The sequence below is a fragment of the Paeniglutamicibacter quisquiliarum genome, assembly GCF_019084045.1.
GTDB lineage: Bacteria > Actinomycetota > Actinomycetes > Actinomycetales > Micrococcaceae > Paeniglutamicibacter > Paeniglutamicibacter quisquiliarum.
Map to the genome: position 1 here is coordinate 272,949 of NZ_JAHRED010000001.1, position 23,146 is coordinate 296,094.

At 66.9% G+C, this 23,146-nt stretch carries 19 protein-coding genes; 9 read left to right on the top strand and 10 right to left on the bottom strand.

The window, feature by feature from the left end; genetic code table 11:
• Positions 1-84 precede the first annotated feature (84 nt).
• The 4 genes from KRR55_RS01225 to KRR55_RS01240 form a co-directional block, all read right to left on the bottom strand.
• Positions 85-1,416, bottom strand: coding sequence for an enolase C-terminal domain-like protein (locus tag KRR55_RS01225; RefSeq protein ID WP_217387217.1), 1,332 nt, complete (start codon positions 1,414-1,416; stop codon positions 85-87).
• Positions 1,413-3,020: an aldehyde dehydrogenase (NADP(+)) gene (locus tag KRR55_RS01230; RefSeq protein ID WP_217387218.1), complete on the bottom strand. Its 1,608-nt coding sequence runs from the start codon at positions 3,018-3,020 to the stop codon at positions 1,413-1,415. Before KRR55_RS01230 ends, KRR55_RS01225 begins: the two co-directional genes overlap by 4 nt.
• Positions 3,021-3,083: 63 nt before the next feature.
• The gene (gene kdgD, locus KRR55_RS01235; RefSeq protein ID WP_217387219.1) at positions 3,084-4,022 is read right to left on the bottom strand and encodes a 5-dehydro-4-deoxyglucarate dehydratase; all 939 of its coding nucleotides are present in this window, start codon (positions 4,020-4,022) and stop codon (positions 3,084-3,086) included.
• A 185-nt stretch (positions 4,023-4,207) separates the two neighbouring features.
• A complete protein-coding gene (locus tag KRR55_RS01240; protein WP_217387220.1) occupies positions 4,208-5,095 on the bottom strand; it encodes a LysR family transcriptional regulator in 888 nt (295 codons plus the stop codon).
• 154 nt (positions 5,096-5,249) lie between these two features.
• Between KRR55_RS01240 and KRR55_RS01245 the strand changes: the two genes are divergently transcribed.
• The 4 genes from KRR55_RS01245 to KRR55_RS01260 all read left to right on the top strand — a co-directional run bounded on the left by KRR55_RS01245 (position 5,250) and on the right by KRR55_RS01260 (position 8,817).
• Positions 5,250-6,251 (top strand): Bug family tripartite tricarboxylate transporter substrate binding protein, encoded by a 1,002-nt coding sequence (locus KRR55_RS01245; RefSeq protein WP_217387221.1) that lies wholly within the window; start codon positions 5,250-5,252, stop codon positions 6,249-6,251.
• A 68-nt stretch (positions 6,252-6,319) separates the two neighbouring features.
• Positions 6,320-6,868, top strand: a complete 549-nt coding sequence (locus KRR55_RS01250; protein WP_217387222.1) for a tripartite tricarboxylate transporter TctB family protein — start codon at positions 6,320-6,322, stop codon at positions 6,866-6,868.
• Positions 6,869-6,892: 24 nt separating this feature from the next.
• Positions 6,893-8,422, top strand: a complete 1,530-nt coding sequence (locus tag KRR55_RS01255) for a tripartite tricarboxylate transporter permease (RefSeq protein ID WP_217387223.1) — start codon at positions 6,893-6,895, stop codon at positions 8,420-8,422.
• The gene (locus KRR55_RS01260) at positions 8,419-8,817 is read left to right on the top strand and encodes a universal stress protein (RefSeq protein ID WP_217387224.1); all 399 of its coding nucleotides are present in this window, start codon (positions 8,419-8,421) and stop codon (positions 8,815-8,817) included. Before KRR55_RS01255 ends, KRR55_RS01260 begins: the two co-directional genes overlap by 4 nt.
• A gap of 152 nt (positions 8,818-8,969) precedes the next feature.
• Here KRR55_RS01260 and KRR55_RS01265 read toward each other — a convergent pair whose 3' ends face one another.
• From KRR55_RS01265 to KRR55_RS01280, 4 genes are all read right to left on the bottom strand, one after another.
• Positions 8,970-10,277, bottom strand: coding sequence for a hypothetical protein (locus KRR55_RS01265; protein WP_217387225.1), 1,308 nt, complete (start codon positions 10,275-10,277; stop codon positions 8,970-8,972).
• Positions 10,278-10,614: 337 nt separating this feature from the next.
• Complete coding sequence (locus KRR55_RS01270; protein WP_217387226.1) at positions 10,615-11,319, bottom strand: FadR/GntR family transcriptional regulator; 705 nt, start codon at positions 11,317-11,319, stop codon at positions 10,615-10,617.
• A gap of 36 nt (positions 11,320-11,355) precedes the next feature.
• On the bottom strand, positions 11,356-12,489 hold the full coding sequence (locus KRR55_RS01275; protein ID WP_217387227.1) for an L-talarate/galactarate dehydratase: 1,134 nt from the start codon (positions 12,487-12,489) through the stop codon (positions 11,356-11,358).
• A 203-nt stretch (positions 12,490-12,692) separates the two neighbouring features.
• On the bottom strand, positions 12,693-13,685 hold the full coding sequence (locus tag KRR55_RS01280; protein ID WP_254455728.1) for a 2-hydroxyacid dehydrogenase: 993 nt from the start codon (positions 13,683-13,685) through the stop codon (positions 12,693-12,695).
• A gap of 282 nt (positions 13,686-13,967) precedes the next feature.
• Between KRR55_RS01280 and KRR55_RS01285 the strand changes: the two genes are divergently transcribed.
• From KRR55_RS01285 to KRR55_RS01305, 5 genes are all read left to right on the top strand, one after another.
• Positions 13,968-15,569, top strand: coding sequence for an ABC transporter substrate-binding protein (locus KRR55_RS01285; protein ID WP_217387228.1), 1,602 nt, complete (start codon positions 13,968-13,970; stop codon positions 15,567-15,569).
• Between the two features lie 62 nt (positions 15,570-15,631).
• A complete protein-coding gene (locus KRR55_RS01290; RefSeq protein ID WP_217387229.1) occupies positions 15,632-16,651 on the top strand; it encodes an ABC transporter permease in 1,020 nt (339 codons plus the stop codon).
• A gap of 8 nt (positions 16,652-16,659) precedes the next feature.
• Complete coding sequence (locus KRR55_RS01295; protein ID WP_217387230.1) at positions 16,660-17,634, top strand: ABC transporter permease; 975 nt, start codon at positions 16,660-16,662, stop codon at positions 17,632-17,634.
• Positions 17,634-18,725, top strand: coding sequence for an ABC transporter ATP-binding protein (locus KRR55_RS01300; RefSeq protein WP_217387231.1), 1,092 nt, complete (start codon positions 17,634-17,636; stop codon positions 18,723-18,725). The genes KRR55_RS01295 and KRR55_RS01300 overlap by 1 nt, the downstream gene beginning before the upstream one ends.
• Positions 18,722-19,798, top strand: coding sequence for an ABC transporter ATP-binding protein (locus tag KRR55_RS01305; protein ID WP_217387232.1), 1,077 nt, complete (start codon positions 18,722-18,724; stop codon positions 19,796-19,798). Before KRR55_RS01300 ends, KRR55_RS01305 begins: the two co-directional genes overlap by 4 nt.
• A 27-nt stretch (positions 19,799-19,825) precedes the next feature.
• On the opposite strand, the gene KRR55_RS01310 is transcribed toward KRR55_RS01305, so the two are convergent.
• Together KRR55_RS01310 and KRR55_RS01315 are read right to left on the bottom strand one after the other, a co-directional pair.
• Positions 19,826-20,416 carry a cysteine hydrolase family protein gene (locus KRR55_RS01310; protein WP_254455729.1) on the bottom strand — a complete coding sequence of 197 codons (591 nt, stop codon included), beginning with the start codon at positions 20,414-20,416 and terminating at the stop codon, positions 19,826-19,828.
• 217 nt (positions 20,417-20,633) lie between these two features.
• Positions 20,634-23,135 carry a DUF5129 domain-containing protein gene (locus KRR55_RS01315; protein WP_217387233.1) on the bottom strand — a complete coding sequence of 834 codons (2,502 nt, stop codon included), beginning with the start codon at positions 23,133-23,135 and terminating at the stop codon, positions 20,634-20,636.
• Positions 23,136-23,146: the final 11 nt, after the last annotated feature.

Sequence of the window (23,146 nt, forward strand, 5' to 3'; positions counted from 1 at the left end):
TTAAGCATGGCAGGGACGCGGGGAACGTTCCGACGAACGTTTCCCGCGTCCCTGCTTTTTATGGGGCGTTTTGCAAGATCGGCGCTAGCGGACCAGCGCCGGGGACTTCGCGTTGAATTCCCATCCGGGAATCAGGTACTGCATGGATGCCGCGTCGTCGCGCGAGCCCAGCCCGTGTTCCAGGTAGAGCTCGTGCGCCTCGGCCAGCCGGGTGCGGTCCAGGGTGACGCCCAGGCCCGCACGCGCGGGGACCTTGATCTCGCCGTCGCGGATCAGCAACGGCTCCTCGGTCAGTCCCTGCCCGTCCTGCCAGATCCAGTGGGTGTCCAGTGCGGTGATCGTACCCGGGGCGGCGGCACCGACCTGGGTGAACATGGCAAGCGAGATGTCGAAGTGGTTGTTCGAGTGCGAACCCCACGTCAGCCCGAACTCGTTGCAGAGCTGGGCCACGCGCACGGACCCCGCCATGGTCCAGAAGTGCGGATCGGCCAGCGGGATGTCCACGGCGTTGGAGCGCACCGCGTGGGACATTTCGCGCCAGTCGGTGGCGATCATGTTGGTGGCCGTCTGCAGGCCGGTGGCCCGCCGGAACTCGGCCATCACCTCGCGCCCGGAGAACTTGCCCTCGGCGCCGCACGGGTCCTCGGCGTAGGCAACGACTCCGGCCATGCGCTTGCCCAGGCGGATGGCATCCTGCAGCAGCCAGCCGCCGTTGGGATCCAGGGTGATGCGGGCCTCGGGGAAGCGCTGCTTCAGCGCGATGACCGCGTCGACCTCCGCATCGCCTTCCTGCACGCCGCCCTTGAGCTTGAAGTCCTTGAACCCGTAGCGCTTTTGCGCGGCCTCGGCGAGCCTGACGATGGCCGCAGGCGTCATGGCCTCTTCGCGGCGGACCCGCTCCCAGTCATCGGTGCCGTTGGGCTCGCGCAGGTAGGGCAGGTCGGTGTCATCCGGGTTGCCCACATAGAAGAGGTAGCCGAGCATCGGCACCGCATCGCGCTGCTGCCCGTCGCCCAGCAGCTCCGCGACCGGAACGCCGAGGAACTGGCCGTGAAGGTCCAGCAGCGCCGACTCGATGGCGGTGACCGCGTGCACCGTGGTGCGCAAATCGAAGGTCTGTGCACCGCGGCCGCCCGCATCGCGGTCGGCAAACTTGGTGGCGACCTCGCGCAGCAGCGAGCGGTAGCGGGCCACCGGGGCGCCGATCAGCAGTTCGCCGGCCTCCTCGATGGTGCTGCGGATCGCCTCGCCGCCGGGCACCTCGCCCAGGCCGGTCCGGCCATCGGAGTCGGTGATGATGGTGATGTTGCGGGTGAAGAACGGGCCGTGGGCGCCGGAGAGGTTCAGCAGCATCGAGTCGTGCCCGGCGACCGGGACGACCTCGATGGCTGCAATGGTGGGTTGCGTGGTGCTCATGCGTTTTCTCCGGCGGTCTTCAGGGTGCCGTCGATGCGGCGGGTCAGCTTCCACGGGTTGCCCTGCCGCAGCGGGGCCGGCAGCAGCGAGTCGGGGATGTTCTGGTAGGCGACCGGGCGCAGGAAGCGCTCAATGGCCAGGGTGCCGACAGAGGTGGTGCGGGTGTCGGAGGTTGCCGGGAACGGTCCGCCGTGGACCATGGCATGCCCGACCTCGACCCCGGTGGGCCAGCCGTTGACCAGGATGCGTCCTGCCTTGCGCTCCAGGATGGGCAGCACCGCGGCGACCAGTTCGTGGTCGGCGTCGTTCAGTTGCAGGGTCGCGGTGAGCTGGCCCTCCAGCTTGGACAGGGCGCTGGCCAGGTCGACTGCGTTCTCGTAGCGGATGACCAGGGAGGCCGCGCCGAAGATCTCCTCGTGCAGCACCGGGTTCTCCAGCAGCTGCGCCACCCCGGTGGAGAAGATGGACGGGGCCGGGGCGTTTTCGCCTGTCCCCGGCTTGCCGCGGCCCAGGACCTCGACGCCGGGCTGGGCTCCCAGGTTGTGGACTCCCTGGACCCAGGAGTTGAAGATGCCTTCGGTGAGCATGGTCTGTCCGGCGGCGTTGGCCGTCTCGGTGCGCAGCGCCTCGGCGAACTTGTCGCCTTCTTCGCCTGCCGGGACAAAGACCAGTCCCGGTGCGGTGCAGAGCTGGCCGCTGGAACCGGTGACCGAACCCAGGTAGGCCCTGGCATGTCCTGCGGCATCCTCGGCCAGTGCCCCGGCGAAGAAGATGACCGGGTTGATGGAGCTCATCTCGGCGTAGACCGGGATCGGCTCCGGGCGTGCTGCGGCGGTGGCCATGAGCGCGGTGCCGCCGCCGCGGGAACCGGTGAAGCCCACGGCCTTGATGCGCGGGTCGGAGACCAGCGCCTGGCCGATGCTTGCGCCCGGTCCGTAGACCAGCGAGAAGATTCCCGGGTGCAGGTTGGCTTCGGCGATGGCCTGGGTGATGGCCCTGCCCACGATCTCGCTGGTGCCCGGGTGGGCGTTGTGTGCCTTGAAGACCACAGGGCAGCCGGCGGCCAGTGCCGAGGCGGTGTCCCCGCCGGCGGTGGAGAAGGCCAGGGGGAAGTTGGACGCACCGAACACCGCCACCGGACCCACCGGGATCTTGCGCTGGCGGATGTCCACCCGCGGCATCGGCGTGCGCTCCGGCAGTGCCGGGTCGATCCGCACCCCGTGGTGGTCGCCCGCCCGCACCACCTGGGCGAAGAGCCGCAGCTGGTTGCAGGTGCGACCGCGCTCGCCGACCAGCCGCGCCTCCGGAAGCCCGGTCTCCGCCATGGCGCGGGCCACCAGCTCCTCGCCCACGGCCTCGATGTTCGCGGCGATCGCCTCGAGGAAGGAGGCGTGGGTTTCCGGGTCAAGGGAACGGAAGGACTCGAAGGCGTCCTCGGCCGCGATTGTGGCCAGCGCCAGCTGGTCGGTGTCGATCAGCGAGTAGGCCGGGTCGAGGCCCTGGTTGGTGGCGGGGTTGAAGCCGCGCACCTCGCCGCCGTTTCCGTCGGTGTGGGCTCCGGCCAGGATGGACTGGCCGGTCAGTTGCTGGGTATCCGTGGACATTGCTGCTCCTGCGTCGGAAGTTGGGGTGTCGGTGAAGATGTCGGTGCGTCCTGCGGGGCCCGGCTAGACGGCCGCGGCGGCGGGCATCAGGCCCGCCTGCTTCAGCAGTGCGCCCAAATCGGCCAGGTCCGCCTCGGTGAGGTTCTGCAGCGGCGGGCGCACCGGGCCGGCGTCGCGGCCGATGGCCTTCAGGCCGCCCTTGACGATGGAGACGCCGTAGCCTGCCACGCGGTCGCGGATGTCCAGGTATGGCAGCACGAAGCGCTTGAGCTTTTCGGTCACGGCGGCGTGGTCCTGGTTGCGGACGTCCTGGTAGAAGTCCAGGGCGAACTCCGGAACGAAGTTGTACATGGCCGAGGAATAGGTGCTCATGCCCAGCTGCAGCAGCGGCAGGGCGAAGGTCTCGGCGGTGGGCAGGCCGCCGAGGTAGAAGAGGCGGTCGCCGTTCCTGGTGTAGACCCGGGTCAGGTGCTCGATGTCGCCGGTGGCGTCCTTGAACCCGATGAAGTTTTCGTGGGTGTCGGCCAGGCGTGCCACGGTGTCGGCCGAGTAGATGGCGTTGGCGCGGTTGTAGACGATGACGCCGGTGGAGGTGGCGGAGCAGACGGCCGAGGCGTGGTTGAACAGGCCCTCCTGGTCGCATTCGGTCAGGTACGGCGGCAGCAGCAGCACGCCCTGCGCGCCGGCGGCCTCGGAGTCCCGGGCGTTGAGGATGGCCTGCTTGGTGGAGCCTCCGGCCGAGCCGAGCACCGGAACGCGGTCGCCGGCTTCCTCGACGGCCATGCGCACCACGCGGGCCGATTCCTCGGGGGTGAGGGTGAAGCCCTCGCCGGTGCCGCCGGCGGCGAAGAGACCCGCCACGCCGAAGCTGGACTGCCAGTCGAGGTGGCTGCGGTAGCCGGCCTCGTCGATTTCCAGGTTCGCATCGAAGGCTGTCACCGGGAAGGAGAGCAGTCCGTCCTTGAGCTTGGCGGCAAGTTCGGCGGGGGTGTACGTGGCCATGGGGATACTCCTCAAGTCGGGGCGCCTCCACGATGGCGTGGATCAGTGGCGGGCGATGGTGTTGTTCGTTGACCCCAGCCTAGGGAGCACCATCGATGCATGTCCAAGCCCATATTTGTATTGTTTGATACCCGTCGGGTATCGCAGGATTCGTGGCCCCCGCCCGCCCCGCGAAAGCCATGGCCCTAGGCCTGCATCGAGCCGCGCACGATCTGTGCCAGTTTGGTCATCGCGGGATTCCGGGCATCGCGGTTCCAGATGGCATGCAGTTCCACCGCATCCTCCGCAATGTCCTCCAGCCGCAGGTAGCTCACGCCCTCGACGCCCAGCAGCTTGGCGCTTTCGGGCACAAAGGCGATGCCGCGCCCTGCCGCGACCAGCGTGATCATGGTCAGGACCTGGCTGACGGTGTGCACCACGTTCTGGTGCTCGATGTCGATCTGCCGCACCACCAGGTCATAGAAGTACCTGGCCTTCGTGGGGGAGTGCATGATTAAGGCCTCGCCCGCGAGGTCTTCGACAACGACCTCGCGCGGGAGCAGATCCAGCCGGTGCCCGGTGGGCACCGCAATGCAGAGCGACTCGGAGAAGAGCAGCTGAGATTCAAGCACCTTTTCGTCGAACGGCGGCCGGGCCAGGCCCAGGTCGATGTCCCCGTCGGCCAACCCGTTGACCTGTTCGCCCGTCACCATTTCGAAGAGCTCGAGGTGCACATTGGGCAGCTGCGTGGAGATCTCCGAAAGCAGGGGACCGAGCAGGCTGAAACCCGAGGCGGCGGTGAACCCGATGCGCAACTCGCCAAACTGCCCCGAGGCAATCCGCCGCGCGTTCAGCGGGGCGCGCTCGGCCGAAATCACCAGGCGCCGCGCGTCGACGAGGAACGCCTCCCCGGCCGCGGTGAGGCTGACCTTGCGGTTGTCGCGTTCGAGCAGCTCAACCCCGACGCTTCGTTCGAGTTTCTGGATTTGCCGGCTCAGCGGGGGTTGGGTCATATTCAGCCGTTCGGCGGCGCGCCCGAAATGCAGCTCCTCCGCGACGGCGACAAAACTTCGTGCTTGGTCCAAGGTGAACAATTGATACCTTTCGGGAATCACTCCATGCATAGATGGGGTTGGACAAGCATCATAACTATTTTCTAGGCTCAACCAGAAGTAGGCAACGTGTTGTGACTCACTCGCAGGTGGGGCCCGCCAGGCAACACGCATCGACAACCCAGGAGATCTCGCAATGAAGAAGCAATTCACACGACGTGCAATGCTGTCCCTGGCCGCGGCCACCGCGGCTCTTTCGCTGGCCGCCTGCGGCGGAAACGTCGGCGGCGGTGCCGCCGAGGGAGCGACCTTCCCCAGCGGCCCGGTGACCCTGACCGTCGGCCAGGCCCCGGGCGGTTCCACCGACCTGATCGCCCGAGCCGCCGCCGAAGGCATGGCGGAGAAGCTGGGCGTTGCCATGCCGGTCGTCAACAAGCCCGGCGCCAACGGCGCCCTGGCCACCGAGGAAGTGGCGGCCATGAAGGCCGACGGCCAAAACCTGATCCTGCTCAACGCCTCGTTGATCACCATCACCCCCTTGGCCGTCTCCGAGGCAGAGGCCGTTTCGCTGGAGGACCTGGACGTCATCGCCGGGCTGTCCCAGGACGACTACGTGATGGTTGCCAGCAAGGAATCGGGCGTCAAGTCGATCGAGGACCTGAAGAAGGGGGCTTCGAAGCTCTCCTTCGGCACCACCGGCGTGGGCACCGGTTCGCAGCTGGCCCAGGCGCTGCTGCTGGCGCAGGCCGAGATCGAGGGCACGACCGTTCCCTTCGACTCCGGCTCCCCGGCATTGACCGCGGTCATGGGCAACCAGGTCCAGGTCTCCACCATCCAGCTCGGCGAGGCCAAGCCGCAGATCGATGCCGGAACCGTGGTTCCGCTGGTGGTCTTCTCCTCCGAACGCAATGAATTCCTCCCGGACGTGCCGACCGCCATCGAGGCCGGCTACGACGTCCCGGTCTCGCAGTACCGCGCGATCGCCGCTCCCAAGGGCCTGAGCGCCGAGACCAAGACCGCACTCACCGACGCGGTCAAGGCAGCGGTCGCCAAGGACACCTACAAGTCCTTCAACGAATCCACCCTGCTGACCCCGAAGGAAATCACGGGCGAGGAAGTGGTGACCGAGTGGAACGAGCTGGCCGCCAAGTACAAGAAGCTGACCGAGGAGTACGACATCTCCCTGGCCTCGAAGTAGCCCCTCGCCCGTTCCGCATCCCGGCAGCCACCTGAGGTGGCGCCCGCCAGATCCAAAGGAAGCACGCCATGCGAGCAGACAAGCCGCCGCACCTCGAAGAAGCCCCGGCGCCGGACGAGGAAGAGATCCTGACGCCCGAGCAACTCGCGGAGGTCTGGGCAGCCGAGGCGCCCGAGCCCGCGGGGCCCGTGGCCAACCTGCTCTCCTCCCTGGTGGCGCTGGGCCTCGGCCTGGCGGGAATGCTGCTGTCGCTGAAGCTGGGATTGGGAACGCCGGCCGAACCGCGGCCGGGCATGTGGCCCTTCATCGTGAGCCTCGTCGTTGCCGTGCTGTCGGTGGTCCAGGTCGTCATCGGCCGCACCGGCGGCAAGGACGGGGAGAAGTTCTCCTCCTACTCCTGGTATGCGGCCATCGGCTTTGCCACGTTGATCGGCATGGTGCTGCTCATGCCGGTGGTGGGCTTCGAGATCCCCTCGCTGCTGCTCTGCTTCATCTGGATGAGGTGGCTCGGGGGCGAGCGCTGGCGCTCGGCAACCATGTACTCGATCCTGATTGTTGCCGCGTTCTACGCGATCTTCATTGCCGCACTCGGAACCACCATCCCCCGACTTTTCTAAGTCACAGACCTAAAGGTAAACGGCATGGATTTCTTCGGCCCGGTGTTGGACGGCTTTGGTGTTGTCCTGGACCCAACCAATCTTCTGTACTGCCTGCTCGGCGTCGCCATCGGCATGCTGATCGGCGTGCTGCCCGGCCTCGGCCCGGCGGCGACCATCGCCATCCTGCTTCCCCTGACCTACGGGGTGGAGCCGGTCACGGCGATCATCATGCTGGCGGGCATCTTCTACGGCGCCCAGTACGGCGGCACCATCACCTCGGTGCTGCTGCGCATTCCCGGCGAGGCAAGCTCCGTGGTCACAGTCTTTGACGGCTACGTGCTGGCCAAGCAGGGACGGGCGGGCACCGCCCTGGGCATCGCCGCCATCGGCTCCTTCGTCGGCGGCACCATCGGCATCATCGGGCTGACCTTCCTGGCTCCGCTGGTTGCAGGGTTCGCCCTGGACTTCGGTCCGCCCGAATACACCGCGCTGGCACTGCTGGGCATCCTGCTGGTGGCCACCATCTCCGGCGGCTCCAAGATCAAGGCCCTGATCGCCGCGGCCCTGGGCCTGTTCCTGGCCACGGTCGGCAGGGACATCTTCACCGGCGCCGAGCGCTTCACCTTCGGGAACCTGTCGCTGGCCGACGGCATCGACTTCGTGCCGATCGCCATGGGACTGTTCGGCGTGGGCGAGATCCTCTACAACCTGGAGGAGCGCCACCGCGCGGCGGCCGCCCCGGTCGCCGTGGCCAACGTCTGGCCCTCGCGCAAGGACCTGAAGCAGTCCTCGGGCGCCATCGGGCGCGGCTCGGTGCTGGGCTTCTTCCTGGGCATCCTGCCCGGCGGCGGGGCGACCATCGCCTCGCTGGCCGCCTATGCGGTGGAGAAGAAGCGCGCAAAGGATCCCTCGCGCTTCGGCAAGGGCGCCATCGAGGGCGTTGCCGGGCCGGAGTCTGCGAACAACGCGGCGGCCACCAGCTCCTTCATCCCGCTGCTCACCCTGGGCATCCCGGCCAACGCCACCATGGCAATCATCTTCGGGGCGCTGCTGATCCAGGGCTTGACCCCCGGCCCGCAGCTGATCACCGAGCAGCCCGAGCTGTTCTGGGGCGTGGTGAACTCCATGTACATCGGCAACATCCTGCTGCTGATCATGTCGATCCCGCTGGTGGGCCTGTTCGTGCGGATCCTGCGGATCCGCGCCGCGATCCTGGCGCCCATCACCGCGCTGATCACCATGCTGGGCGCCTACACGATCCGCAACTCGATGTTCGACGTCATGCTCGTGGTGCTCTTCGGGGCGGTCGGCTACCTGATGAAGAAGTTCGGCTTCGAACCCGGCCCGCTGGTGCTGGCATTCGTGCTCGGCAGCCTGCTCGAGTCCTCGCTGCGCCGCTCGTTGCTGGTGCTCGAGGGCGATCCGACCGGGTTCTTCAGCCGCCCGATCTCCGGCACCCTGCTGGTGATCTTCGTCTTCGTCGCGGTGTGGCCCATGGTCAAGACAGTGATCGAGAAGCGCAAGAAGGCAAACGCCCTCTTGTCCGAAACCAAGGTGAAGGAAAAGGTATGAGCATCCTAGTGGGATACGTTCCGACCAAGGTCGGCGAGGCGGCGGTGCGCGCCGCCATCCGCGAGGCAGGTCTTCGCAACGAGGAACTGCTGATCGTGAACTCCGTGCGCGAAGGCGCGCTGGTGGACAAGTCAGTGGCCAGCCCGGAGGATATCGAGCGCATCAGGCAGTCAACGGTGGATGCGGGCATCAAGGCCCGGATCCTGGAATCGGTGCACCGCGACGACCTGGCCGAGGAGATCCTTGACCTGGCCGAGAAGCACGACGTCTCGTTGATCGTGATCGGCCTGCGCCAGCGCTCCCAGGTCGGCAAGTTCATCATGGGCTCGCACGCCCAGCGCATCCTGCTCCAGGCCGAGCACCCGGTGCTCGCCGTGAAGGCCGACCAGGTCTAGAGATCCCTGCTTGGATCCGCGGGTCGGTCTCGTCATCCGTTTGGAGCCGTTGACCGGCCCGCTCTCTCGGCTTGATGCCGGATGGAGAGGCCGAGCTTGTCCTTCGTGGCGGTTGCCAGGCTGTGATCGTCACACCGGTCCCATGGTTCCACCTATGCTTCATCAGTGGTATCGAACCAGGCACGGCCGTGCAGGTAACGGACCGCATGCCCTCCTAGTCCTGCGGGTGCTAGATCGATCCGGTCCAGTACTCCGCCCAGAGGGCGCAGCGGTCGCTCCCACTCTGATTCATTTGTATGTGACTCGCGTTCTTCGACCAGGTCGTCCGCGCCGGGGTAGATTTCCGCCATGCCATTGGTGAAACGTGCAGGCAACCCAGTAAAGGCATTACCTGCATAGCCAATGAGCAATGTTCTGTCTGATTCCGCCTGCGTGGACATGGGCAACAGGGACTCTTCATCCCAGAGCCAGGTATTGGTGGCCTCGGAACGAAATTGTTCGACAGAAAGTGAATTGATCCGGTCGATCCCGTGAACCGGGCAGTAGGCGGATGCCAGAACACCGATGTCACCGTAAAGGTCCGCTTCATCGGGGTTTGCCCGTAATGATTCTTCGATACAAGAACACGAAGGCACCGAACTGGCACGGTTGAAGGGAACCGTCCCGGCGTCTTCGGAAAGCGAGGCCCACAGCCCTTGGACCGGACCGGCAACTATCGGAACATGCCACACCACGGTGCCTATGCGCCGTCTGGCTAGAAATCTCCAGCCGCAGCGATGCCATTGGACGAGTGCCAGAATACTCACGGTTGCAGCTGCCGTTCCCAGGCAATCGGGCAACGCCAGGTCTTCCAGTTCTTGATAGGTGCGTCCCACCGCAGCAGGCATAGCCATCATTGCGGCCAGCCAGCCGACGATGGCGAGCGCGCTCAAACCTGTTGCCCAAGACAGGCTGCGCCGCTTGAAGCGTCTCAAAGCCTCAATGGCACCTGACCCGAGCTCAATCGTCGTCCCCGTGTTTGATACCGACGCAAGAGTGCGGACTGCATGAATTTGCCGCAGAGTGAACCTCGCCTGGATAAGCCACCAAGTTGCCGCGGCTATCGTGCCTGCCCACCAAAAAGTGGCGCTTTCGCTTGTGTCGAGGGAATACGGTATGGCCGCATAGAGCAAAACGATGGGTGCCATCGCGACGGCCAAACGACCAAAAAGCCAGCCGGTGAATGAAACGATTAGGGCAACAAACGTCGCAGAAAGACCGTACATATCTAGGGCCTGGTAAGTGCCCTGCCAATATTCCGGTGGAAGATCTTCCCACCCCCGATCGGCGATGAAGGAGGCAACCGTAGTCACTAACACGATCAACCAAGCAACCACCGTTTGCCGCCGTGCGGGAGGGCACAACGGAAGGTCGGACCATTCCTTGGCATCGGGCTTGACCAACGAGTAGGTCTCGTTCATGTTGCAACCACGGCGATCATCCACTCATTCTCGCATTGGAACGCGGACAGGTCCTCCTCGTTTCGCCGGTCCCCACCGCACCCCGGCCTATGGTCAGCTGGCTGACATCGACGGATCTAAGTTGATTCTTTCAAGAGTGGTTGTGGAGTTAGACAGCTGATACCAACAGAATCGGTGAATCACCATTCCCTCGCCTCCCGGGTTCCAGAACGGCGGGCAAACGTGCCGCGGTCGACTCCGTGGTCCCGTCTCCGCGGATGAGAACGTTATGGTGCCTGATGCTGGGGGGAAGTCTGACGGTGCTGCCGCCTGCGCGTCTTGGCGGGTGCTGATCCTCTCAGAGGGTGGGTGGGGCAACCCCGGCCTCAATCTCGAGTCGATGCAGTGAGTTTGCCAAGTGCACGCGCATGGCCGCGGCGGCGGCCATGGCGTTGCCCGAGGCGATGGCGTTGCGGATGGTGAGGTGTTCCTCCGCGACTTGTTCCAGCCGTGGGACCAGCACCGAATCCGTGGAGTCCAGTCGCTGGCGCGGCATGGCGATCATGGCAGGGCCGAGGTGGCGCACCGCATCCAGGAAGTATGGGTTGCCGCTCCCGGCCGCCACGGCGGAGTGGAATTCGAAGTCGCAGCTCATGGAGCGCGAGGCGTTGGTACCGGCGTTCCGGAAGGCTTCCAATGCCGCGTCGAGGGCGGGCAGGGTCCCGGCGTTCGCCGTGACCGCGGCGGCGGCTGCCGCCTCTGATTCCAGGCCCATCCGGAACTCGAGCAAATGCCGGCGTTCGGCAAGGGTCCGCGGTACCCGGGCCTGCGCACCGGTTTCCGGTGGTGGCGGAGTCAGGGCAAAACTGCCGGCACCGCGGCGCGTGTGGACCAGTCCTTCGGCCTGCAGCCGGGTCAGCGCCTCGCGCACCACGGTGCGCGAGACGGCATGCTCGGCGATCAGGGCATTCTCGCTGGGGAGCTTGTCTCCCGGGGCGATTTCCCCGGAGCTGATCTGCCCGCGCAGGTGCTCAACCAGGCCGGTCGTCAGATTGGGTTTCATACTTCGAATGCTTTCACGAGCGCCGCGGCGGGGCGACTAGGCTCGGCCGAACTCGACGGTATCGGTCGTCCAGGCGCGGGCCTGGTCGCTGAAGGTGAAGCCGAGTCCCGGGCGGTTGGGGACCAGCATGCGCCCGTCCTTGGTCTCGAGGCGTTCGTTGAACAGCGGGTCCAGCCAGTCGAAGTGCTCCACCCAGGGCTCGCGCGGGTAAGCGGCGGCGAGGTGCAGGTGGATCTCCATGGCGAAGTGCGGTGCCAGGTCCAGGCCCGCCTGGTCCGCAAGCGTGGACAAGCGCAGGAACTGGGTGATGCCGCCGATGCGCGGGGCGTCGGGCTGGATGATGTCGCAGGCGCGGGTGGCAATGAGGCGTTCGTGCTCGGCCACGGAGGCCAGCATCTCGCCGGTGGCAATCGGGGTGTCCAGGGCTGCGGCGAGCGCCGCATGGCCCTCGGCGTCGTAGGCATCGAGGGGCTCCTCGATCCAGACCAGGTCGAACTCCTCGAGCTTGCGGCCCATGCGCAGCGCGGTGGCGCGATCCCACTGCTGGTTGGCGTCCACCATCATCGGCACGTTCGGGCCGATATGCTCGCGCACCGCGGCGACGCGGCGCAGGTCCTCGGAGGAATCCGGCAGGCCGACCTTGATCTTGATGCCGCCGATGCCCTCCTCGATGGACTGGCTGGCGCGGTCCTTGACCTCGGCGATGGAGGCGTTGAGGAAGCCCCCGGAGGTGTTGTAGGTGCGCACCGAGTCGCGGTGGGACCCGAGGAACTTGGCCAGCGGCAGGCCCGCGCGCTTGGACTTCAGGTCATAGAGGGCGATGTCGAGGGCGGCGAGCGCCTGGGTGGCGACGCCCGAGCGTCCCACCGAGGCGCCGGCCCACAGGAGCTTGGTGTAGAGCTTGGCAATGTCGTTGGGGTCCTCGCCGATCATGGTCTCGGCGACTTCCTTGGCGTGGGCGAACTGTGCCGGTCCGCCGGCGCGCTTCGAGTAGGAGAAGCCAAGGCCTTCGTGGCCCTGTTCGGTCTTGATCTCGGCGAAGAGGAAGACGACCTCGGTCATGGGCTTCTGGCGCCCGGTGAAGACCTTGGCGTCGGAGATCGGGGTGGCCAGGGGCAGCCGTGCGGTGGACAGCTTGACGTGGCGAATGGCATCGGGGGTGTAGCTCATGGCGGCTCTGTGCTCCTGGGGAGGGAATGGCGGGACTGTGCTGGTGAACACAACTTATCGTATAAGTTGAAAACTTATGGCACAAGTGGTTTCGGGGAAGTATTTCGGACCGCATTCACTCCGGATCCCCTCCACGCACGTAGGGAGAAAATGCCAGTGGCCCACCCGGAACACCGGGTGGGCCACACGTGGGAATGGGATGCCTATGAAACGGGAGTGACTAACTCTCCCGAGTGGATGTAGCTGCGCAGGTTGTCCAGTGTTAGCGCCGCCATGTCGGCGCGCGTCTCGTGCGTGCCGCTGCCCAGGTGCGGCAGCAGGACCACGTTGTCCAGGGCAAAGAGCTCCCCGGGAACGTGCGGCTCGTTGGCGAACACGTCCAGACCGGCGCCGGCGATGCCGCCGTTCTGCAGGGCCGAAACCAGGGCCCGCTCGTCCACGACGCTGCCGCGGGCAATGTTGATCAGGAAGCCATTCGTGCCAATCGCCTCCAGCACCGTCGCGTCGACGAGTCCGGCCGAGGCGGGGCCGCCGGCCGCCGCGACGATCAAGACGTCGGTGGCCTCGGCCAGGGCCGCGGCCGAGGGGTGGTACGTGTATGCGCTGCCGTTGACTTCCGAGCGGTTGTGATAGTGGATTTCGCAGCCGAAGGCTTCGAGCCGCTTGGCGATTGCCGCGCCGATGCGCCCCAGCCCCAGGATGCCCACGCGCTTGCCGCTGGCGCGGGTGGCAAGCGGGAAATTCGCGCCGCTGGCCCAGGTGCCGGCGCGCACGAAGCGCTCGGCGGCGCTCAGCGAGCGCAGGGTGTCAAGGTACAGGCCCAGGGCGGTGTCGGCGACGCAGTCGGTCAGGACGTCGGGGGTGTTGCTGATCGGGATGTTGCGTTCATTGGCCTGGGCGACATCGGTGGCGTCGTAGCCGACCCCGAAGTTCACTATGGCCTCGAGGCTTGGCAGGCGCTCCATGAGATCGGTGTCGACGCCGATTTTTCCAGAGCACACTGCGACGCGGATCGACTCGCCGTGTTCGGCGAGGAATTCCACTCGGCCGGCTCCGGGCTCGGGAAGCATCAGTGCGTCGTAGTCGTCAACGAGTGCCTTGGCGACCGTGGGGTTGACCGGGCCAACGCGCAAGATGGCGTTCCCGGTAATGGGGCTGGGGTCGCGCCGCGTGATGGCGCTGGTATCTGCTGACATACCTGAATCCTAGGGAGGCGCAAGCATGCGCGTCCAACACACAGAATGCATGGATCAATACCGTTGGGGCATTGGTTCCCCGTCAGCCGCGTGATGTAGCGGATGTCACAATGCGCATCGAATGCCGATCGGGACCAACCGTCCCGGAACCGCGAGTTCATGCGGAAGCAAGGCCTTGACGCGTCTCGGTTCCGACCTCAAGGCTATGGGAACACGACCGGCAAATCCCGATGCATTGGTCGTTCGCACTCGTCCACTTCGCTCACCGCAGAGGAAACACCGATGTTTTTTTCCAGCAAGGCAACGACCCCCGTGACCCGCACCCGCCGACTTTCCATGGCCGTGGCCGCCGGAGCCCTTTTGGGCACCACGATCCTCTCCGGCTGCTCCGTGGCAAACTCCTCGGGGGCCGGCGGTTCCTCCTCAGCCGGTGCCCCTGCCGCCGGCGACACCCTGCGCGTGGTGCTGCAGCAGGAACCGCCCACGCTCGAGGCCTGCGAATCGAACCTCACCAGCACCGGCGTCGTAGTGCGCTCGACCATCACCGAGCCGCTGATTGAGCGCAATCCGACCTCCGGGGAGCTCGAGCCCAAGCTCGCCACCGAATGGACCAGCAAGGACGACACCACCTGGACGCTGAAGCTGCGCGAGGGAGTGAAGTTCCACGACGGATCGGAATTCACCGCCGAGGACGCCGCGGCAACCATTGACCGCGCCGTCAACGGCAAGCTCGGCTGCAACGTCGAGGGCTACGTCTTTGGCGACGACGACCTGAAGGTCAAGGTCGTTGACGACACGACCCTGACGGTCACCTCGCCGAAGGCCGACCCCATCCTGCCGCTGCGTCTCTCCTTCCTGGAGGTCGTGCCCGCCGAGACCTCCACCACCGAAAAGGTGCGCGAACCGATCGGCACCGGACCCTACAGGCTCGAGAAGTGGGAGGCCGGCCAGAGCATCAGCGCCTCGGCCTTCGCCGACTACTGGGGCGAGGCCCCCGCCTTCCCGAAGGCCAACTACCAGTGGAGGAGCGAGGGCAGCGTCCGCGCCGCCATGGTCACCTCCGGCGAGGCAGACATCGCCACCGGCCTGAGCCCGGAAGACAACATCGGGGACCTGGGCGTTGCCTACCCCAACAACGAAACCGTGGCCCTGCGCATGCACGCCGACAAGGCACCCTTCACCGACATCAAGGTCCGCCAGGCCGTAAACTACGCCATCGACAAGGAAGCCATCGTCGCTTCCCTCTACGGCGGACGCGACAAGGCGGCCGCCCAGCTGGTGCCCGAGGGCGTCGTGGGGCACAGCGAGTCCCTGCCGGTCTGGCCCTACGACCCGGAAAAGGCCAAGAGCCTGGTCGAAGAGGCCAAGGCAGCCGGCGTTGACACCTCCGCCCAGATCAGCCTGGTGGTGCGCTCGGCACAGTTCCCCAAGATCGAGGAGCTGGGCCAGGTCATCCAGGAGCAGCTGACCCAGGCCGGGCTGAACGTGAAGCTGAAGATGCTCGAGACCAGCCAGCACCTGACCTACCAGGTCCGCCCGTTCCCCACTGACGACGAGGGCGCCATCATGCTGATGACCCAGCACGGCAACCAGGCCGGCGACGCAGCCTTCACCGTCGACCAGTACATGACAACCAAGGGCGCCCAGTCGGCCTTCGGCACCCCGGAGCTCGACAAGCTCATTGCCACCGCCGATGCAGCCACGGGCGATGACCGCCAGGGCGCCTTCGAGAAGGTCTTCTCCTACCAGAACGACAACGTGGTGCAGTTCGCCCACATCGCCCACCAGACCGGCATGCTCGGTGTGGCCGCGACCGTGGACTACGAGCCGAACTCCTCCTCGGGCGACGAACTGCGCCTGGCCGAGGTCACCAAGGGCCAGTAGCCCGTCTCCCGGCCTTCGCAAGGCATTGGCAATAAAGAATTCGACGGAAAGCAACTTAGATCATGCTCACCTATTTGCGTAAACGGATTATCTCCTCCGCACTGCCGCTGGTGGTCGTGGTGGTGGGTGTCTTCGCCCTGGCCCGGATGACCGGAAACCCGGCAAGCCTCTACCTGCCACTGAACGCCACCGACGCCATGCGCGCGGACTTCATTGCCAAGAACGGCCTGGACCAGCCCGTACTGGTCCAAATGGCCGACTACTTCGGTGGTCTCTTGCGACTGGATTTCGGCACCTCGCTGCGTACAGGGGAGGATGCAGCGGCCATGGCGCTGCGCGCCTTCCCGGCAACGCTGCAACTTGCCGCGATGACCATGGTGATCGCCATCGTGTTGGCGATCATCGTGGGCTCCGCGGCGGCCCTGAAGCCCAACGGGGTGCTTGACCGCTTCGCCTCCTTCGTCTCCATGGCGGCGGCCTCGATTCCCGACTTCTGGCTGGCCATCGTGGGCATCTGGGTCTTCGCGATCTACCTGGGATGGCTGCCCACCTCCGGCGTCATGGGCGCCGCCGCCTGGGTGCTGCCCGTGGCAACACTGGTGATGCGGCCCTTCGGGGCGCTGGTCCAGGTCATCCGCGGCGCCATGGTCACCTCCCTCTCCGAGCCCTACATCAAGCTCGCCCGCTCCAAGGGCGCCACCGAATACCGCGTGGTCACCGGCCACGCCCTGCGCAACGCCGCGGCCCCGGCCCTGACGGTTGCGGGCGACCTCACCGTCGGGCTGATCAACGGAGCGGTGGTCGTCGAGACGATCTTCGGCTGGCCGGGGATCGGCAAGTTGATGATCGACTCGATCCTGCAGCGCGACTTCGCCGTCCTCCAGGCCTGCGTGCTGCTCACGGCCCTGGCGATCTTCGTGCTGAACATCGTGATCGATGTGGGCTACGCGCTGCTTGACCCGCGGGTCCGTCCCACCGCCGGGGCCAGGGCGCGGAGCAAGGCGCGGGCCATTGCCCCCGGACCCGACTCCACCACGCCCGGTGGGCCCGCCGTCCCTGCCGCCGCCGGCGCGAACGCCTAGGAAAGACCATGACACAGACATTGAACGCGCCCAAGCTGCGCGACCGCGGGCCCCGGCCCCAGAAGGCACGGCTCGGGGGTCCGAGCATGTTCCGGATGCTGCTGCGCGACAAGTTCGCCTCCGTGGGGGCCCTGGTCCTGGGCCTCGTGGTCCTGGTGGCCATCTTCGGCCCCGCGCTCATGGGGGAACTGGCCACCAAGCAAAACCTGATGTTCATGAACAAGGCGCCCTTCGACCCCGCCAACGGGTGGGCCTACGTGCTGGGCTCCGACTCCCTGGGCCGCTCGGTGCTCGCCCGTCTGGTCGTTGCCACCCGCACGACCCTCATGGTCGCGGTCCCCGCGGTCCTCGTCGCCCTGCTCATCGGCTCCCTCTGGGGCGTTTGGGCCGGATACCACCGCGGGCGGCGCGAGAACATCTCGATGCGCATCGCCGACATCATCATGTCCTTCCCATCCCTGCTGCTGGCCGTCGTGGTCCTTTACGTCTTCAGCCCGTCGGTGGCCAACATCGTGCTGATCCTGGCCGTGACCCGCATCCCGATCTACATGCGCACCGCTCGCGCCGAATCGGCCGAGCTGCAGTCGCGCACCTTCGTGGACGCCGCACGCACCTTCGGCACCAGGCCCAACTCCATCATCGCCATGCACGTGATCCCGGTGGTCACCCCGACGCTGCTGACCCTGGCCACGCTGGAATTCTGCTACGTCATGCTCGCCGAGTCCTCGCTGTCCTTCCTGGGCATCGGCATCCAGCCGCCGGACGTGAGCTGGGGGCTGATGGTGGCCCAGGGCCGCCAATACCTGCAGACCGCCTGGTGGCTCTCGATCCTTCCGGGCCTGGCCATCGTCATCACCGCGATCGCCGCGAACCTGTTGGCTGCCTGGCTGCGCATCGCCACCGACCCGGCCCAGCGCTGGCGCCTGACCCTGGAACGTCCCGCCAAGAAGGCCCTGAAGACCGCAGCCAAGGAGGCAAAGTGATGATGGAAGTACTTGATCCCCAAACCCGCGAGGCGGCCACCGCCGAGGCCGTCCTGGCCGTGACCGGCCTCGACGTGGACATCCGCACCCCCACGGGCACCGTGCGCGTGGTGGGCAACGTTTCCTTCACCGCCTACCAGGGCCAGACTCTGGCGCTGCTGGGCGAATCCGGCTGCGGCAAGTCAATGACGGCCAAGGCCATCGCCGGCCTGCTTGACCCGGTGGCCTCCGTGGCAGGGGGAACCGTTCGGCTCGAGGGCAGGGACCTGAACGCGATGACTCCGCGCCAGCGCCGCGAGGTCGCCGGTCCCGGCCTGGGCATCGTCTTCCAGGACGCGCTGACGGCGCTGAACCCCGTCTACACCGTGGGTTCGCAGCTCGGCGAGGCCTTTAGGATCCACCGCGGCATGAACAAGAAGCAGGCCCGGGCCCAGGCCATCGAGCTGATGCGCCGGGTCGGCATCCCGGAGCCCGAGGTGCGGGTTTCGGCCTACCCCCACCAGTTCTCCGGCGGCATGCGCCAGCGCATCCTCATCGCCATGGCCGTGGCGCTGGGCCCGCGGCTGCTGATCGCCGACGAGCCCACCACCGCACTGGATGTCACGGTGCAGGCGCAGATCATGGCGCTGCTGCGCCGGTTGCGCGAGGAGGAGGACATGGCTGTCGTGCTGATCACCCACGACCTGGCCGTGGTGGCCGAGGAGGCAGATGACGTGTGCATCATGTACGCCGGCAACGTGGTCGAAAGCGGTCCGGTGGCCACGGTGTTTTCCAGCCCCACCCACCCGTACACCAAGGGCCTGCTGGAGTCGGTGCCAACGCACGCCCGGCGCGGGGATGACCTGTCCTCGATCCCGGGCAGCCCGCCGGAGCTCAAGTCGATCCCGTCCGGCTGCGTCTACCAGGACCGCTGCCCGATGGCGGCGGCGATCTGCCGCCAGGAGCGCCCCGAATTGCGCCCCACCGGCGCGAACCAGTTCTCCGCCTGCCACTTCTCCGAATCCCTGCGCGCCGGTGCCACCGCGACTCCGGCCGCCGATTCCGTCGCCTCGCCGGAAACCCCGTCGACCCTGCAGGAGGAAACCCGATGAGCACCAACGAGACCCAGGCACCCAGGCAAAACGTCCTCGAGGTCCAGGAGCTGAGCAAATCCTTCACCGTCTCCGCCGGCGGCGGATCGCGCCAGCTCAAGGCGCTGGACGGGATCAGCCTGTCGGTGGGCAAGGGGGAGACCCTGGGCCTGGTGGGGGAGTCCGGCTGCGGAAAGTCCACGCTGGCCCGCACGCTGATGATGCTCGAGACGCCAGATGACGGCACCGTGCGCTTTGACGGGCAGGACCCGTTCGCGCTCAAGGGCAAGGAGCTGCTGGCCTGGCGCCGGCGGGTGCAGATGGTCTTCCAGGACCCCTTTGCCTCGCTGAACGCGCGCATGAGCGCCGGGCAGATCATCTCCGAGCCCTTCGCCACGCACAAGGACCTGTACCGGGGTTCCGCGGCCCGCTCCAAGCGGCTCAACGTGCTGCTGGATTTGGTGGGGCTGCGCAGCACCGACGCGTACAAGACGCCGCAGGAGTTCTCCGGCGGCCAGCGCCAGCGCATCGGCATCGCCCGCGCCCTGGCCCTTGACCCGGATCTGCTCATCCTCGACGAGCCGGTCTCCGCACTGGACCTCTCGGTGCAGGCGCAGGTGCTGAACCTGCTCAACGAGCTGCAGCAGCAGCTGGGGGTCAGCTACATCTTCATCTCCCACGACCTCTCGGTGGTCCGCCACGTGACCGACCGGGTCGCGGTGATGTACCTGGGACGGATCATCGAAACCGGAGTGACCGAGGACGTCTTTGACCGGCCGCTGCACCCGTACACCGCCGCATTGATGTCTGCATCGCCGAAGCTGGACCCGGCAATGCGCCCGGCCAAGCGGATCGTGTTGGCCGGCGAACTGCCCTCGCCGCTGGATCCGCCCAGCGGCTGCAGGTTCCGTACCCGCTGCTGGAAGGCCGAAGACATCTGCGCCTCGCGCCGACCCGACGCCGCGGGTCCGGCCGCGGACGGGTCGATCTCGCTGGGGATGCCCGCCATTGGACCGGCCGAGCGTGCCCACATGGCCGAATGCCACTTCCCGATCTCCAGCCCGGCCGAGGCCGGGCTGGTTCCCGCGGGCTAACTGCGCGGGTATCAGGGCAGGGGGTGCCTAGCGTTGCCAGGTCAGCTCGCTGGAGGTGGTGATCGACGCCAGCAGCCCCAACGACTCGATGCTTGCGGCGTGGGTCTCGCGGGTGGCCGCGGAGCAGGCATCCTCCACGATGGCCACGGAGTAGCCGTGGTCCGAAGCGGCCCGGGCGGAGCTTTCCACCGAGATGTTCGTGGCGACCCCGGCGAAGAGCGCCGTCTGGATCCCGCGATCCGCAAGGATCCCCGCCAGCTCCGGGGTGAATCCGCCGACCCGCTGGTTGGTTACCACCAGGTCGGTGGCCTGCGGGGTGAGCGGTTCGATGAAATCGGTGTGTTTGGCGCCCCGTTTGAGGGATTCGCGTTGCCGGGCGAGCTGCAGCAGCGGCGAATTGGCATTCAGGTCGCTGTAGTCGGGTCGATAGGCGATCTGGGTGTAGATCACCGTTGCCCCTGCCGACCGGGCGCCATCGAGCAGGCCCCAGAGCTTTTCGACGATGTCGCGGTTCACGACCTCCCGGTGGAAGAAATCGGCGAAGGCGCCCTCGGCGCCGATGATGTCGCCCTGGCAATGGATGGCGATCAGTGCGGTTGTTTCCGGATCAAGATTCATCTCAGCACTTCCTTCGGCACGTGGGTGTACAGCGGCGGTTGCGGCCGGGCCGTAAATGGGCGATCCTCCATCGGTGTCACGCACCTCGTTGTCCCGGATGAAGCCCACGGTAGCCGCTCCCGTGCGAGAAGGGCCAGCATTTCCGTGGCTCCGTTCTTGGCGCGGGTCGGGGTGCCTCGGCGAGGGACGGCGCTGTCGGGACGGGGGAAACCTGCGATCAGGGTGCGGCCGGGTCCATGGCTGCACCGGTGCCTTTGCGCGAGGCCTCCAACAATGCGTGGGTGCGCCGCGCGGCATCCGCGTCGCGGATGCCCAGCGTGGCCACCAGGTCGTCGAGGACGTCGATTTGCCGCAGGTAGTCGGCGCCGAGTCGTTGGGACAGCGGGCGGGTGCCGAGCTCGTCGGCCATGCGCCAGGCCATGGCCAGGGCCCGCTCAAAGATGCGTTGGCCGGCCTCGGCGCCGTTGGTGGCCGAACCTGCACCGAGCAGTGCCACGGTGTTGAGTCGCGAGTCATCCAGGCCCAGGGCCTGGGCTTCGAGCCGGCGCCGGATCCGCCGCACCCTGGAGGCGTTCCGGCCAAACTTGCCCAGGCGCATTGACACGCTGCCGGCATACATGAGCAGCTGTGCGAGGGTCACCAGCGCCAGGGCAAAGGCGGAGGCCAGCAACCAAAAGAGCAGGGTCTCGTTGACGTCCGGTTTCATGTAGCCGTTGCCCTGCAGTCCCCGGGACAGCCGCTCGATTTCGGTGGCCACGGTGCTGGCCCGGAACGAGGAGGCGTAGAAGCTGCCGTATTCCCACGTGCTGTCCCCGAGCCTGCTGATGTCACCGCTCCCGATGGCGCTGGTGATCGGCATGGGGCTGGTCGCGGTGTCATCGGCGAAGACCCACACGGGGATGATGGCCTTCCCGGGCAGCAGTTCGCCGGTGGCCGCGTCGACGAGCTCGGGCAGCTCGGACTTGACGCGCCACAGGGCGTCAACGAAGGCGACGGGGTCGAGGTCCGGGTCGGAGGGCCGGCCCTCGGGAACCCGGGTGTCGGCCATTTTCAGATACGCCCCGGCGTCGCGCACCGCCACCGTCACATTGAGTGCCTCGGTGAACTTGTCATCCAGATAGCGGCGGATGTCTGCCTCGGTCAGTCCCCGGGTGTCTCCGTCAAGGGTGAGGGACCGCAAGGTCTGGGTGCCCGTGAGGTTCCAGCGGGGGCGGTCCATGACGGACTCGGTCACCAGCGCCGCGGCAATGAGGGACACCAGCGCACTGACGATGCCCGCGGTGACACATACGGCCGGGCGGCCGGGTCGCCGGAGGCGCAATTTCCAGCGGTGGCGGGGTGCGGGCGGTTCCTGGCCGTCTGCCGTTCCGGGCAGCGGGTCGTGGAGCGCGCGGGCCGCGGCATTGGCGCTGTCCAGTATGTGGAGGATCCTTTGCGAGCCATGGGCCGGAAGCCCCAGTCCCACCCGCAGCGAGGAGTAGTCTTCCCCGGTGCGTGGGCGCGCCTTGACCCGGCCCCGGCGTTGCCTGCGCAACGTCCGATTGACCGAGGTGGCGCTGCGTTCGAGTTCTTGTTCGGCCTTCTTCCATGCCTCCACGGCCGCCGTCGAGCGATGGTTCTTGGCCCCCGTGCCCAGCAGGGCAGTGAGGGCCTTTTCCAGGCGCCGGATGCGTTTGGACGCAACCGCGCCCGCCGGTGCCGCATCCAGCCGGGCCAGCAACTCGCGCGTGGCAAACGCCAGGGGCGCCGCCAGCTTGTCGAAGGTCCTTTCGCTTCCCTCCAGGCCGCCGAGCACCGAGCCGGCACCCATCAAGGCATCCGCGGAGGCCACCAGGCGCCGCGCCTTGATTTCGAAGGCGGCCACCATCGCTGCGGTGCGCGGTTTCAGCGACGTCCTGGGGTTGTACACGGCATCGATCACCGCTTCCTCGCTTCGCGCCATGGCCAGCGACGATTCGCGGATCTGTCTCCACGTGGCGCCGAACGCGGGCGGCCTTTGGTCCGGATCGGTGCTCCGGTACGTCACCTCGAGGGCTTCGAGGTCCAGCACGACCCCGGCCAGTTGCAACTGTGCGGCCGCCAGCCGGCGATGGAGGGCTTCGCGGCGCCTGCGCCGGGGCAGCGAAAAACTGAAGGCGAGCACCGTCAGCAGCAGGCCGAGCGCGGTACCGGCGACCCAAAATTCGGGTGTGCGGATGCTGCCGCCATCCAGGACCTCGGCCGCCCGCTGCGCCGCGGCCGCAACCGCCGCCGGCCCATGCCCCAGGCCCACGTTGTTCATGTAGGCGTTGTGGATGTCGAACCGGTTCGAGGTGTTCAGGTCGCGGTCCGCATCGGCGGGGTGGATGCCGGCCCCGTTGAAGCGTTCCCTGCGCTCGGAGTTCAGGGCGTCGTCGACGATGGCGGTGCTGATGATGACGTCGGCCCCCGGATCCACGCGTCCCTGCAGCTCGTCGTAGCTCAGCAGGCGGTGCGTGACCAGGATCTTGAGCGGTTTCCACGCAAGGATCGGCTCGGTGACGACGGCGTCGACGGTCTCCTGCGAGATGTTCAGCCGGTGTTCGCCCTGGACGACGATCTGGACCGGTGCCGTCGGACGGGCCGTGACGGCGTTGAATCCGGTTGCCGCGAAGACGAGGGTGCCGAGGCCCAGAAGGAGGGCAATCCAGGGGACGCCGAACGACGGCTTGCGTCGGGCTGTGATCAGTGGCTTGCTCATCGGCTCATTCG